This is a genomic window from Sodalis sp. C49 (assembly GCF_046352915.1).
Classification (GTDB): Bacteria; Pseudomonadota; Gammaproteobacteria; order Enterobacterales; family Enterobacteriaceae; genus Acerihabitans.
In genome coordinates this window covers 3616797-3631800 of record NZ_CP163303.1, presented here as the reverse complement: position 1 = coordinate 3631800, position 15004 = coordinate 3616797, and the positions used below count along the sequence as shown (strand labels likewise).

At 53.5% G+C, this 15004-nt stretch carries 5 protein-coding genes, 2 tRNA genes and 3 rRNA genes; 6 read left to right on the top strand and 4 right to left on the bottom strand.

Translation table 11 applies throughout. From position 1 onward, the window contains the following. Nucleotides 1-10 precede the first annotated feature (10 nt). Nucleotides 11-1480, bottom strand: a complete 1470-nt coding sequence (viaA, locus tag ABUK12_RS16310; RefSeq protein ID WP_410012833.1) for an ATPase RavA stimulator ViaA — start codon at nt 1478-1480, stop codon at nt 11-13. 6 nt (nt 1481-1486) lie between these two features. Beyond that, nucleotides 1487-2986, bottom strand: coding sequence for an ATPase RavA (gene ravA / locus ABUK12_RS16305; protein WP_410012832.1), 1500 nt, complete (start codon nt 2984-2986; stop codon nt 1487-1489). A 240-nt stretch (nt 2987-3226) separates the two neighbouring features. On the opposite strand from ravA, the gene kup reads away from it, so the two are divergent. After that, nucleotides 3227-5095 carry a low affinity potassium transporter Kup gene (gene kup / locus ABUK12_RS16300; protein ID WP_410012831.1) on the top strand — a complete coding sequence of 623 codons (1869 nt, stop codon included), beginning with the start codon at nt 3227-3229 and terminating at the stop codon, nt 5093-5095. Nucleotides 5096-5186: 91 nt separating this feature from the next. Here the strand turns inward: kup and ABUK12_RS16295 are convergent, their stop codons facing one another. Beyond that, entirely contained in the window at nt 5187-5876 is a 690-nt protein-coding gene (locus ABUK12_RS16295) for a FadR/GntR family transcriptional regulator (protein ID WP_410012830.1), read from the bottom strand. Between the two features lie 467 nt (nt 5877-6343). On the opposite strand from ABUK12_RS16295, the gene ABUK12_RS16290 reads away from it, so the two are divergent. From ABUK12_RS16290 to rrf, 5 genes are all read left to right on the top strand, one after another. Next, a 16S ribosomal RNA gene (locus ABUK12_RS16290) occupies nt 6344-7886 on the top strand. 75 nt (nt 7887-7961) lie between these two features. Next, nucleotides 7962-8038, top strand: a tRNA-Ile gene (locus ABUK12_RS16285). Nucleotides 8039-8228: 190 nt separating this feature from the next. Beyond that, nucleotides 8229-8304, top strand: a tRNA-Ala gene (locus tag ABUK12_RS16280). A 346-nt stretch (nt 8305-8650) separates the two neighbouring features. Then, nucleotides 8651-11643: ribosomal RNA gene (locus ABUK12_RS16275) — 23S ribosomal RNA — on the top strand. A gap of 126 nt (nt 11644-11769) precedes the next feature. Next, nucleotides 11770-11885 (top strand): 5S ribosomal RNA (gene rrf / locus ABUK12_RS16270). Together the 16S, 23S and 5S rRNA genes with 2 tRNA genes alongside form the textbook arrangement of a ribosomal RNA operon. Before the next feature lie 620 nt (nt 11886-12505). Here the strand turns inward: rrf and ABUK12_RS16265 are convergent. Continuing rightward, complete coding sequence (locus tag ABUK12_RS16265; RefSeq protein ID WP_410012829.1) at nt 12506-14752, bottom strand: inverse autotransporter beta domain-containing protein; 2247 nt, start codon at nt 14750-14752, stop codon at nt 12506-12508. Nucleotides 14753-15004: the final 252 nt, after the last annotated feature.

Sequence of the window (15004 nt, the reverse complement as noted above, 5' to 3'; positions counted from 1 at the left end):
CTGCCGGCGGTCAGTCCTGACGGCGCCAGCGTCGTAGCAAACGGTTTTTCAGGCCGGTATCGAAGCGCCAGATATGATCGAATATCTTCAGGATACCCGGTTTTCCCAGGGACGACAGCGCAACGGCATGAAACCGCTGAAGCTGCCGCTGCCGCTGCTGTTTTATCCTGGCGGCCAGGTTGTCCGGCAAACGCTGGGCGATAAAATCGGAGATCACTACCGCGTCCGCGTCCCGCCACTCGGGCGTATCCAGCCGATCGGCCAGGGCGGCGATGCAGGCGGTCAAGTCGGTGCCGCCGCTAAAGCGCTGGCCGAGAAAACGGATCGCCTGTTCCAGCCCGGATAGGGCGCTAAGCTCATAGCTGACCATGCCGGTGGAGAACAGCGTAATATAGCAGCGCCGGTTATCCGCCAGCGCAATACGCATCAGCGCCAGGCAGAACGCCTTTGCGCATTGCTCGTTAAATCCGCCCATCGAACCGGACGTATCGACGCAGACGATAAACGGCCCCCGCGGCTGCGGTTGCCGCTGCTCGCCCTGCGCCGACTGTTTTACCACCCGCTCCCGCCAGCCCTCGCCCTGCAGGCGATAGGTCAGCAAGCGTTTCTCCAGCAACCGCCGGTAGAATTCATACTCCAATTCATCAATACCCAGTGTTGCCAGCTCGGTGGGCAGCAACCGCAACAGATCGTCGCTTTGGTGAATACCGCCGACTTCCTCGGGTTGTACCATGGGTTCGCGCACCCGCAGTCGCATCCATTGCTGCGGCGCCTCGGGAGCGGCGGCGGCGTGGGCTTCCCGGCTGCGTCCCAAGCTTTCGGCCAGCCGGCGTAATTCCGGTTGCCGACGTAAAAACTCGCCGTAATGGACCAACTGGCGGTAATCCTGCTGCTGCCTTTGCGCGGCGGCCATGTCCCACAAACGTCCGGCCGCGGCTTCGTTTTCCGCCATCAGGGGCGCCAGCGCGCCGCTGGTCGCCAGCTGCTGCGCGAGCTCGTCAAGCAGCAGCTCGCGTTCCGTATCCAGCAACTGATGGTGCAGGGTGACCGCCCTCAGCGTCAGGTCGATGCGCCAGCGCTGTAAAAACAGGGGATGAAAGCTTTCCTGCGGGCGCGCCCGGGCAAAGGTCGCCGCCGCGGCCAGGCTTGCGGCCTCCGGATAAAAAGGCGAGGAAAGCCGCTGCAGCAGTTCCAGGGTGGGGGCAAGCGCGTCCCTGAACTCGCCTGGCGATAGCAGTTGGCAGTGTTGGAAGTGGTAAAACTCCGTGGCCAGTTCGGATGAAACCCGGGTTTCCATCAATACCCGTGCCAAACGTTGCCGGATAACCGGCATGCGCTTGAGCAAAACGGTTTTGAACAGCGGGTATTTTTCCATGAACACGGCTAACTGCGGGCTGGCAAGCAGCGTCAGGATAAAATCGTCCAGCAGCTCGCCTTCGTTGATGGATAAAAATAAATCCAGAGTGCTCAAGGCCAGCATGATGGGTTAACCTTGTCCGGCTTGCGCGAGCTGGCGGGACACTTCCAGCAGGCTATCTTCTATTTTAGCCACCCAATCGCGCGGGATGAACAGACAGGCTTGCTGTTCGCTGAACCGGGCGCGCTGCTGGCGATACTGCCTCTCCACCAAGGCCAACGCCTCTTGCAGCGCTTGCGGCGGTGCCGCCGGCGGGAGTTGCTCCTCCAGCGCCAATAGCGAGGCTTGCCGGCTGATATCCAATATTTCCAGCTGTCGCTCGGCGTTGATGCGTACCTCCAGGGGCTGGGCAAAGCCGATATTATTGAGCCGCCCTTTTAAAACCGTATCTTTAAGCAGCCACTGTTGCAGCGCCTCACGCTCGACGGCGATATGGGTCACGTTGACGTCATGCAATACCAGCGGTGTTTGCAATACCAGCCGCAGGGTGCCGTCGGTTATCGCTGCGGGCAGGGAATAGACCGGTTTACGATTTATCAATCCTTTGCGCGACTCGAACGCCAGGGCCTGCCGTTGGTTTTGCCGGCGACGGTGCGCCAGGCTTTCCCGCTGTATATCCTGGATTTTCAACAGCATGGTTTGCTGTTGATAGCCTTGCTCGATAAGCAACAATTCAACCTGGCGTTCCACCAGTTGCAGACTGTCCGGATCGTGCCACAGGCAATCCTTTAACAAGATGATGTCTATCGGGGCGATGGCCTGCCGGTCGCTGAAAAACGCGCTTGCCCGCAGCAGGCGCAACGCTTTTTTCCACCGCCGGTCGGAGACATAAGGCGCCTGAGTCACGGCATCCAGGCGCTGGCGCAGCAGGTAAATCAATTCAAAACATTCCGCCGGCAGGCTGATGAGATCTATTTTCGGCTGCCATGCCAGATATTCTTCGTCGGTAACGCCCAGGCCGTCGGGTAAAGCCTGCTCCCCGCTATCAGCCGTGTGAATCAGCAACGCGTGGAAATTGGCTTTCTCTTTGACCTTATGCAGCCACAAACGGATCAGCATACGGTCATACAGGGCTTCCAGGCCGCTGTCATTATCCGGGAGTTCATTGGACGCGGTTATCAGCAGCCGCATCGGCAATACCTGCTCGGTATCGCCGTTGCGAAAACGCCGCTCGTTAATGGCCGTCAGCAGGGTATTCAAAATGGCCGGTCCGGCTTTCCATATTTCATCAAGAAAGACAATTTCCGCCTCCGGCAGGTAGCCTTTGGTCAGGCGATGGTAACGCCCGTCTTCTTTCAGGGCCTGGATGGACAGGGGGCCGAACACTTCTTCCGGTGTGGAAAAGCGCGTCATCAGATAATCAAAGGCCCGCGCATGGCTGAACGCCAGTTTAAGACGGCGCGCGATAAGACTTTTGGCGATGCCGGGCGGACCCAATAAAAACACGCTTTCGCCGCATAACGCCGCCAGCAGGCACAGGCGCACGGTATGCTGCCGTTCGTACAGCCCGCTTTCCAGCGCGCTGCTCAGGCGATAAATTCTCTCAACCAGCGGGGATGAATGAGCCATAATAAATGTCTGATCCCGAGTAATTATGATGACGCAACAATAAACTACCGCTTTTTATAATGATAGGACTGAAAACAGGCGGGAGGCAGGGTCATTTCTTCCCGACGGGCTGATATCGATGCGAAGAAAGATGATATTAGATTAGGTATTCTGCTAGTTTCATGCATACTGTGCGCTTTTTGATGAGCTATGGATTAAGCCCACCAAACGCTACGGATACATTACAGCGCGAAAGAGGTTATGAGTAGAGAGAATAAGCAATCCCTATCGGCGGTAACATTGGCCGCTATCGGCGTGGTTTATGGAGATATCGGCACAAGTCCTCTATATACCCTCAGAGAATGCCTGGCAGGGCACTATGGTTTCGGCGTTGAACGGGGCGCGGTGCTTGGTTTCCTGTCGCTCATCTTCTGGCTGCTGATCCTTATTGTTTCCTTCAAATACCTGTCTTTCGTCATGCGGGCGGATAACGCCGGGGAAGGCGGTATTTTAACCCTGATGTCGCTGGCCGGCAGGAATACGTCGGCGCGCATGACCTCGGTGCTGGTTATCATGGGGCTTATCGGCGGCAGTTTCTTTTACGGCGAGGTTGTGATTACGCCGGCCATCTCGGTGTTGTCGGCCATTGAAGGGCTGCAAATCGCCGCGCCGTCGCTTGATGCCTATATCGTCCCCTTATCCGTAGCTGTCCTGACGCTGCTGTTCCTTATCCAGAAAAAAGGCACCGGCGGCATAGGCAAATTGTTCGCGCCGGTCATGGTGGTGTGGTTTCTGGCCCTGGCGGTGTTGGGCGCGCGCGGCATCATGGACAATCCCGAAGTGCTGTACGCCCTCAATCCCAAATGGGCGGTAAGCTTTTTTATTCAATATAAAACCATTTCGTTTTTTGCCCTTGGCGCGGTGGTGTTGTCGATTACCGGCGTGGAAGCGCTGTATGCCGATATGGGCCATTTCGGCAAGCTGCCGATCCGTATCGCCTGGTTCAGCGCGGTTCTGCCCTCGCTGGTATTAAACTATTTCGGCCAGGGCGCGTTATTGCTGAAATACCCCGCCGCCATCAAGAACCCTTTCTTTTTGCTGGCGCCGGACTGGGCGCTGATTCCCTTATTGATATTGGCCACCCTCGCCACGGTGATTGCCTCCCAGGCGGTGATATCCGGCGTCTTTTCCCTCACCCGACAGGCGGTGCGCCTGGGTTACCTGCCGCCGATGCGCATCGTCCATACTTCCGAGATGGAATCCGGCCAGATCTATATCCCCTTTATTAACTGGCTGCTGTATGTTGCCGTGGTGCTGGTGATCATGAGCTTCGAGCATTCCAGCAATCTGGCGGCGGCGTACGGTATCGCGGTTACCGGCACCATGGTGCTGACCAGCATCCTGTCCTGCACCGTCGCCATAAAAAACTGGCATTGGAACCGTTTGCTGGTGTTGGTATTGCTGATATTGCTGCTGGGCATGGATATTCCCATGTTCGCCGCCAACGCCCTGAAGATTTTCTCCGGCGGCTGGCTGCCGCTGCTGCTGGGTTTCCTGATGTTTATCGTCATGACCACCTGGAAGAGCGAACGCTTCCGGCTGTTGCGCAGGATGCATGAGCACGGCAATTCCCTGGAGGCGCTGATCGCCTCGCTGGAAAAATCGCCGCCGGTCAGGGTAGCGGGCACGGCGGTATTTATGTCGCGGGCGATGAACGTCATTCCTTTTGCGCTACTGCACAATCTCAAGCACAACAAGGTGCTGCACGAACGCGTGGTGCTGTTGACGCTGCGCACCGAAGACGCGCCATTTGTACACAATGTGCGGCGCGTCACCATCGAGCAGCTTTCGCCGACCTTCTGGCGGGTGGTTGCGAGCTACGGCTTTAAAGAAACGCCGGATATGGAGGAGATTTTCCATCGCTGCGGCCTGGAAGGGCTGTCGTGCCGGATGATGGAGACCTCTTTCTTTATGTCCCACGAATCGCTGATCCTGGGTAAACGCCCCTGGTATCTGCTGGTGAGGGGCAAGCTGTTCATCGCCTTAAGCCGCAACGCCCTGCGTGCGCCCGATCAATACCTGATTCCACCTAACCGGGTTATCGAGCTGGGCACCCAGGTGGAAATCTAAGTCGCCGGCTGATCTGTACTCCAGGCGAGCCAGCCCGGCAGGCCGTTTGTTAACGGCGGCGCGGGGGCCGCTTGCCGTCTTGCGCCGCTGACTAATCGTTTCCTGCCAGCAGCCGCTGGCAGGCCGCCATCGCCTCCCGCGAATCGCCGGCCAGAATGGCATCCACGATAGCCTGGTGCGGGTCGGCCTTCACGTTTTCATCGCTGACGATGGCGCGAAAATAGTTCTGATAGATGGAACTGAACAGATTGGCAAAAGATGAAAGGAAGGGATTGCCGCTGATTTCATAGATATGCCGGTGGAACTGGGCATCGACGTGTATCCAGCGTTCACGGTCAAAATGCGCATGCAGCAACTGCATCTCCTCCATCAGCATCACCAGCCTGTTTTTTTCCTCATCGGTGGCATTCACCGCCGCCAGCGCGCAGGCCTGCGGCTCAAGGCTGGTGCGCATGACCAGGAAGTGATCCATCACGCCGTCAAAATTCTCGCGGGTGACCCACCACCCTAGTAATTCCTGATCCAGAAAATTCCACTGGTGGCGCGGTAAGACGCGCGTGCCGATACGCGGCCGGGGCAAGAGCATGCCTTTTGCCGCCAATATTTTCACCGCCTCCCTGACCGCGGTACGGCTGACGCCAAACAGATCGCCCAGCTCAATTTCACCCGGCAAAATGTCGCCGGCGGCATATTCTCCCGCCAGGATGCGTTGTCCCAGCTTCTCGGCCAGAATATAGGAAAGGTTTCGTTGTGCGGCTTGTTGTTGCGGTGTCAAATGCATCGCGTCCCGTCCCATGTGTTTTAATTGACTCTATATTATGCCTGCGCACGGGCATATGGCGGGGTAAATGTCGTAAATGCAGTCCCGATCCCTGAATTTATCCAAGATTTGCTGAAAAATAAACCGATTGGCTTATTTTTACCAATTAACCCTTGTCAGGCTGGGGAAAGTCCCTATAATGCGCCTCCACTGACCGGGAACAAACGCTAACGCGATGCCGGGTCGGGAAGGGAAAAGCGCCCGGTACGGGCAAATAAAAGCTTGACTCTTCAGCGGGAAAACGTAATATACGCAACCCGCGCCAGGTGAGATTGATGCACGCTGGCCATGCTCTTTAACAATTTATCAGACAATCTGTGTGGGCACTCACAAGACCGTATCGAAACACAAAATACCAAGTCTTGAAGAGTGAACAAACAGTTAATTCATAAGATTAACAGTATGACAATCTTTGAGCATCAAGCTTTTAATTGAAGAGTTTGATCATGGCTCAGATTGAACGCTGGCGGCAGGCCTAACACATGCAAGTCGAGCGGCAGCGGAAAGTAGCTTGCTACTTTGCCGGCGAGCGGCGGACGGGTGAGTAATGTCTGGGGATCTGCCTGATGGTGGGGGATAACTACTGGAAACGGTAGCTAATACCGCATAACGTCGCAAGACCAAAGTGGGGGACCTTCGGGCCTCACGCCATCGGATGAACCCAGATGGGATTAGCTAGTAGGTGAGGTAATGGCTCACCTAGGCGACGATCCCTAGCTGGTCTGAGAGGATGACCAGCCACACTGGAACTGAGACACGGTCCAGACTCCTACGGGAGGCAGCAGTGGGGAATATTGCACAATGGGCGCAAGCCTGATGCAGCCATGCCGCGTGTGTGAAGAAGGCCTTCGGGTTGTAAAGCACTTTCAGCGGGGAGGAAGGCGATAAGGTTAATAACCTTGTTGATTGACGTTACCCGCAGAAGAAGCACCGGCTAACTCCGTGCCAGCAGCCGCGGTAATACGGAGGGTGCGAGCGTTAATCGGAATTACTGGGCGTAAAGCGTACGCAGGCGGTCTGTTAAGTCAGATGTGAAATCCCCGGGCTTAACCCGGGAACTGCATTTGAAACTGGCAGGCTAGAGTCTCGTAGAGGGGGGTAGAATTCCAGGTGTAGCGGTGAAATGCGTAGAGATCTGGAGGAATACCGGTGGCGAAGGCGGCCCCCTGGACGAAGACTGACGCTCAGGTACGAAAGCGTGGGGAGCAAACAGGATTAGATACCCTGGTAGTCCACGCTGTAAACGATGTCGATTTGAAGGTTGTGGCCTTGAGCCGTGGCTTTCGGAGCTAACGCGTTAAATCGACCGCCTGGGGAGTACGGCCGCAAGGTTAAAACTCAAATGAATTGACGGGGGCCCGCACAAGCGGTGGAGCATGTGGTTTAATTCGATGCAACGCGAAGAACCTTACCTACTCTTGACATCCAGAGAAGACTTCAGAGATGAGGTTGTGCCTTCGGGAACTCTGAGACAGGTGCTGCATGGCTGTCGTCAGCTCGTGTTGTGAAATGTTGGGTTAAGTCCCGCAACGAGCGCAACCCTTATCCTTTGTTGCCAGCACGTAATGGTGGGAACTCAAAGGAGACTGCCGGTGACAAACCGGAGGAAGGTGGGGATGACGTCAAGTCATCATGGCCCTTACGAGTAGGGCTACACACGTGCTACAATGGCGCATACAAAGAGAAGCGAACTCGCGAGAGTAAGCGGACCTCACAAAGTGCGTCGTAGTCCGGATTGGAGTCTGCAACTCGACTCCATGAAGTCGGAATCGCTAGTAATCGTGGATCAGAATGCCACGGTGAATACGTTCCCGGGCCTTGTACACACCGCCCGTCACACCATGGGAGTGGGTTGCAAAAGAAGTAGGTAGCTTAACCTTCGGGAGGGCGCTTACCACTTTGTGATTCATGACTGGGGTGAAGTCGTAACAAGGTAACCGTAGGGGAACCTGCGGTTGGATCACCTCCTTACCGAAATAGATACTAGATTGTGTAGTGTCCACACAGATTGTCTGATAACTGTAACGAGCAAGAAAAACCTTCTATAGGCTTGTAGCTCAGGTGGTTAGAGCGCACCCCTGATAAGGGTGAGGTCGGTGGTTCGAGTCCACTCAGGCCTACCATTCCTTCCCATGCTGCGTTGCGGCGCCACTCGTTTATTTCAATAAACTTCGTGACCCCACGCCTTGCCTGGAAACGAATGGGCTATCAAGTTGTTCTCCTTTCTAAATGCCATTGCTTTGTAGCTTAATTGATGCACAGCAATTTCAGTGCGGGAAAGAGTCTGGTTGATGTTAAAAGGTTAAACGACTTGGGGCTATAGCTCAGCTGGGAGAGCACCTGCTTTGCACGCAGGGGGTCAGCGGTTCGATCCCGCTTAGCTCCACCATTTCCTGATGGGATGGGTGGTAAGATTGTCTGGTTTTTCTTATTTATTTCAGAGCACACTCTTATGAGTATGCTGCGAAATACATGCTCTTTAACAATCCGGAACAAGCTGAAAATTTGAAAAAAACATGCTGAGCAAAATCAGTATGCGATTCTCTCAAAGCAAGCAAACCTAATAAGGTCGCCGTGTCGATGGCGCCCTTGTTGAGGAATGAGCGAGAAAGTCCCGGCCAAGGCGCACGGCGCGCAGCCAGCGGAGTGGACTGTATGTCCATGAGCATGGCGAGCACCGCGCAACACCGGCAGGGACCTTTCGCAGCCATTCCGAAGACACTTTAGGGTTGTGAGGTTAAGTGAATAAGCGTACACGGTGGATGCCTAGGCAGTCAGAGGCGATGAAGGACGTGCTAATCCGCGAAATGCGCCGGTGAGCTGATATGAAGCGCTATCAGCCGGCGATGTCCGAATGGGGAAACCCAGTGCAATTCGTTGCACTATCATTACGTGAATCCATAGCGTATTGAGGCGAACCGGGGGAACTGAAACATCTCAGTACCCCGAGGAAAAGAAATCAACCGAGATTCCCCTAGTAGCGGCGAGCGAACGGGGAACAGCCCAGAGTCACCATCAGCGCCTGCATCAGGAGAACGGTCTGGAAAGTCCGGCAACACAGGGTGATAGCCCCGTATCCGAAGGTGCAAGTGCTGTGAGCTCGATGAGTAGGGCGGGACACGTGATATCCTGTCTGAAGATGGGGGGACCATCCTCCAAGGCTAAATACTCCTGACTGACCGATAGTGAACCAGTACCGTGAGGGAAAGGCGAAAAGAACCCCGGCGAGGGGAGTGAAATAGAACCTGAAACCGTGTACGTACAAGCAGTGGGAGCCTTGATTTATCAGGGTGACTGCGTACCTTTTGTATAATGGGTCAGCGACTTATATTCTGTAGCAAGGTTAACCGTTTAGGGGAGCCGTAGGGAAACCGAGTCTTAACTGGGCGTTAAGTTGCAGCGTATAGACCCGAAACCCGGTGATCTAGCCATGGGCAGGTTGAAGGTTGGGTAACACTAACTGGAGGACCGAACCGACTAATGTTGAAAAATTAGCGGATGACTTGTGGCTGGGGGTGAAAGGCCAATCAAACCGGGAGATAGCTGGTTCTCCCCGAAAGCTATTTAGGTAGCGCCTCGTGAATTCATCTTCGGGGGTAGAGCACTGTTTCGGCTAGGGGTCCACCCCGGATTACCAACCCGATGCAAACTGCGAATACCGAAGAATGTTACCACGGGAGACACACGGCGGGTGCTAACGTCCGTCGTGAAGAGGGAAACAACCCAGACCGCCAGCTAAGGTCCCAAAGTCATGGTTAAGTGGGAAACGATGTGGGAAGGCATAGACAGCCAGGATGTTGGCTTAGAAGCAGCCATCATTTAAAGAAAGCGTAATAGCTCACTGGTCGAGTCGGCCTGCGCGGAAGATGTAACGGGGCTAAACCATGCACCGAAGCTGCGGCAGCGGACATATCACTTAAGACAATTGTACGGAAAACGATTGACGGAGCGCAGCGACGTCAATGCGTTCATCACGTCGAGTTGACTTAAGGATATGTCCGTTGGGTAGGGGAGCGTTCTGTAAGCCTGCGAAGGTGGCCTGTGAGGGCTGCTGGAGGTATCAGAAGTGCGAATGCTGACATAAGTAACGATAAAGCGGGTGAAAAGCCCGCTCGCCGGAAGACCAAGGGTTCCTGTCCAACGTTAATCGGGGCAGGGTGAGTCGACCCCTAAGGCGAGGCCGAAAGGCGTAGTCGATGGGAAACAGGTTAATATTCCTGTACTGGGTGTGACTGCGAAGGGGGGACGGAGAAAGCTAGGTTCGCCGGGCGACGGTTGTCCCGGTTTAAGCGTGAAGGTGGAAAGAGCAGGTAAATCCGCTCTTTTATTCAACACTGAGGCGTGATAACGAGCCACTACGGTGGTGAAGGAATTGATGCTACGCTTCCAGGAAAAGCCTCTAAGCTCCAGGTCACATCGAATCGTACCCCAAACCGACACAGGTGGTCAGGTAGAGAATACCAAGGCGCTTGAGAGAACTCGGGTGAAGGAACTAGGCAAAATGGTGCCGTAACTTCGGGAGAAGGCACGCTGGCATTAGGTGGAGGGACTTGCTCCCCGAGCTGAAGCCAGTCGCAGATACCAGCTGGCTGCAACTGTTTATTAAAAACACAGCACTGTGCAAACACGAAAGTGGACGTATACGGTGTGACGCCTGCCCGGTGCCGGAAGGTTAATTGATGGGGTTATCCGCAAGGAGAAGCTCTTGATCGAAGCCCCGGTAAACGGCGGCCGTAACTATAACGGTCCTAAGGTAGCGAAATTCCTTGTCGGGTAAGTTCCGACCTGCACGAATGGCGTAATGATGGCCAGGCTGTCTCCACCCGAGACTCAGTGAAATTGAACTCGCTGTGAAGATGCAGTGTACCCGCGGCAAGACGGAAAGACCCCGTGAACCTTTACTATAGCTTGACACTGAACATTGAGCCTTGATGTGTAGGATAGGTGGGAGGCTTTGAAGTGTGGACGCCAGTCTGCATGGAGCCAACCTTGAAATACCACCCTTTAATGTTTGATGTTCTAACTCCGGCCCATAATCTGGGTCGAGGACAGTGTCTGGTGGGTAGTTTGACTGGGGCGGTCTCCTCCTAAAGAGTAACGGAGGAGCACGAAGGTTAGCTAATCACGGTCGGACATCGTGAGGTTAGTGCAAAGGCATAAGCTAGCTTGACTGCGAGAGTGACGGCTCGAGCAGGTGCGAAAGCAGGTCTTAGTGATCCGGTGGTTCTGAATGGAAGGGCCATCGCTCAACGGATAAAAGGTACTCCGGGGATAACAGGCTGATACCGCCCAAGAGTTCATATCGACGGCGGTGTTTGGCACCTCGATGTCGGCTCATCACATCCTGGGGCTGAAGTAGGTCCCAAGGGTATGGCTGTTCGCCATTTAAAGTGGTACGCGAGCTGGGTTTAGAACGTCGTGAGACAGTTCGGTCCCTATCTGCCGTGGGCGTTGGAAGATTGAGAGGGGCTGCTCCTAGTACGAGAGGACCGGAGTGGACGCACCACTGGTGTTCGGGTTGTCATGCCAATGGCATTGCCCGGTAGCTACGTGCGGAAGAGATAACCGCTGAAAGCATCTAAGCGGGAAACTTGCCTCGAGATGAGTCTTCCCTGTGGCTTTAAGCCACCTGAAGGGACGTTAAAGACGATGACGTTGATAGGTCGGGTGTGTAAGCGCAGCGATGCGTTGAGCTAACCGATACTAATGACCCGTGAGGCTTAACCTTACAACACCTAAAGTGTTTGACGCGAAGAGAGCGTTGCCCCGAGGGGTGGCGAGAGAATTTTCAGCGAAGTTCCGGATAAAGGCCGATGGTCATCAGTAACAGGATGACGGTTGGTAAACGAATTTGCCTGGCGGCACTAGCGCGGTGGTCCCACCTGACCCCATGCCGAACTCAGCAGTGAAACGCCGTAGCGCCGATGGTAGTGTGGGGTCTCCCCATGCGAGAGTAGGGAACTGCCAGGCATCCAATTGACGAAGCCCTCTGTGTAAACAGAGGGCTTTTTCATGTCCGTAACCCTGGCGGTTCGCTACTCGAGTAAGAGAGTAGCACCCCCGGCAACGCCGGTGGAACGGAGCCGCAGGCGACGGCCCGCAGGGTGGCCGCCGCAGGCGGACATCAACTGCCAGGCATCCAATTGACGAAGCCCTCTGTGAGAACAGAGGGCTTTTTCATGTGCGTAACCCTGGCAGTTCGCTACTCGAGTCAGAGAGCAGGACAACAGGCGGAGCCTGTTGAACGCCGCTTGCGGCGGCCCGCAGGGTGGCCGCCGCAGGCGGACATCAACTGCCAGGCATCCCATTGACGAAGCCCTCAAAGAAAACAGAGGGCTTTTTCATGTCCGTAACCCTGGCGGTTCGCTACTCGAGTAAGAGAGTAGGACCCCCGGCAACGCCGGTGGAACGGAGCCGCAGGCGACGGCCCGCAGGGTGCCTGGCGCAGTCAGGCATCAACTGTCAGGCATCCCATTGACGAAGCCCTCTGTGCAAACAGAGGGCTTTTTCATAGCGATAAAACAGGCAAGCCAGCAGGGCAAAAGGGTACCCATTGGTAATAAAATAGCATCTGGCTGGCCTGACGTATTTTATACTATTATCGGTTGAACAAATATTGGTTTATTAGCGTCCACCTGCGTCGCGGAAATAACCTCAGTACTAACTTCATCACCATTATGTTTATCATCAATATCTTCATTTTTATCACCAATTACATGTCCTCGACGGCGAGCAAGTGTTTCAATAAGACTTTTATTAAGTTTTTTTGCGGAGTGAGAAGGATCTTTTGACTCATTTGATGGAATATCCTTTTTAAGCACCTGGGGCACTGAGGCTTTAATTTTAGAAAGTAAATCATGCTCAGACGGTTGCCGCCCCAATTGGTCATGATGTTCATTCGAGAAATTACTGGGCTGCCCCGATACTTTTCTTAACCCCTCCCGCGCTTTCTGAATAACATCCAATGTTATCTCCGGCCGGTGCGGTGGCTGTTGCCCAGAGCTTTTTTTGAGAATTCGCCTTTCCTTGGATTCACTATTGAAAGGCGGCGGTGGTGGCGGCGGCGGCGGTGGCGGCGAACCATTGGTACCGCTAGTGTCAGTGGCGATTCCATTATCTTCTGTCTGTGAAGACACTGACTTAGAATTATTTTTTCCTCTGTCGCTCATATCACTATTAATATCGCTAGCGTCAGTGGGGATGCCATCATCATCTGTCTGTGAAGACACTGACTTAGAATTATTTTTTCCTCTGTCGCTCATATCACTATTAATATCGCTAGTGTCAGTGGGGATGCCATCATCATCTGTCTGTGAAGACACTGACTTAGAATTCTTTTTTCCTCTGTCGCTCATATCACTATTAATATCGCTAGTGTCATCGGGGATGCCATCATCATCTGTCTGTGAAGACACTGACTTCACATCCTTTTTTTCATTTCCGCCCGGATTAACTATAGGCTGGATAATCTCAGGTTGATTTATATTATCCTGCGTTGATATAACCATCTTGCTCTCATCTGCGGTATTTTGTTCGTTAAGCTGACGCCACGGGTAGGGCTCGGTGTTTATGGTCATCTCACTGCGATTTGACGCATTTCCCCGCTTATCATACGCAACGGCTGAGACGACATACTGGTTGGTACCATGGCTGCTGAAGTCCGGAAATTGTACCTGGTAAGCATTATTGTTGAGGGTAACGACTTGACCCCCTGCAGGCTTCAGCGCGCTGTCGTCCCATTCAATACGGCTAATATCATGTTTAGCCGAGACCCTAAAATTAATGTGTTTTCGTTCGCCTTCAACCCCGCTCAGCTCCGTGGGTAGCTGGAAATGAATTTGTTCCCTGCGCTGATACTCAAGCACAATATTATTATTACGCGCCACAACATCCAATCGGCTGCCGGCCAGGCTGCGCCGCAGCGGCGTATAATGCGGATCCAGCTGTTTTGCTAAAGGTACATTAAAATGATAATTTAATGAAAGATTGGCTTTACCCTCTGTTTTGCCATTATTCCAACGCGCATGATCCGCGCCAAATGTAATCAGCGGTACCGGAGAATAGGTCAAGCCCGCGGTAAGCGCCGAGGGGTTTCGATACCGTTCATTGCGGCTGAGGGTTACGACCTCAGCGCCGAAATAGCGCTCATATTTTACTTTGGCGCCCACCTGGGGGTATGCCGGTAAAAACGTCTCCGCTACAAGATCAAAACCATTCGCGGCGCGTTCCTTGGTACCTGTGAGTAATGAAGACGTTTTCCAATCCGACAGGCGATAATAGCCGTTAGCCGCAAGCTTAATATTATCTCCCCAGACTTCAAATCCGATACCTGCCCGTTGATGATGATTGCCTGAGATTTGCGCGTCGTAAAAGGCGTTATATCCCAGCATCCAGCTCTCGAAAAAATGACGCTGCCCCACACCAATATTGATGATACTTTTGGCATTATGCCGTCTTATACCGAGCTGGCTGAAGAGCATCCGCTCGTCCCTGTTTGTCAAGGGCACCAGGAAATCAAATGAGGCGCCAGTCAATAAATTGTGTTTTATTGGCAAATTGACTGCCGAGGTGCCAGACGGCGTTCCGTGTTTAACGCGCGGGGCTGTCGTGTTGTCCTTGGAGGAAAGGGCATTTTCATTGAGCGAAGGGATTGATAGTAAAGATTCATGTAATGTATGGTCGTTAAAATTGGGTTGGGGTAATTTTTCCCTGATGGTAATATCTTCGCCTTTATGGGTGCTGGTTTTTTTAAGTTCCTTTTTTTTGTCAGTTGAAAAACAGCCGGCCAACAAGGCCGCTATACTAATAACGGTAACGTGCCATTTTGTATAAATCATATATAATGCCGTAAAGTAAATATTTCAAGCAGTTGCCAATACTGCCACATGATTATATTTATATGCAGGAAGTTATAAATTAAAAGAGAATGAATAATCAGTTTTCTCTGGCAGGCTTCACTGCATGTTTAATGATTATTTAATCTATGATTAAAACACAGGTTCGCTCCTTTCAGGGCCGCTTAGCAGCAAAACAGGCACGATCAAGGAAATGCCCCCATCGGCATGCCGGGACCAGTATAATAAATAAAA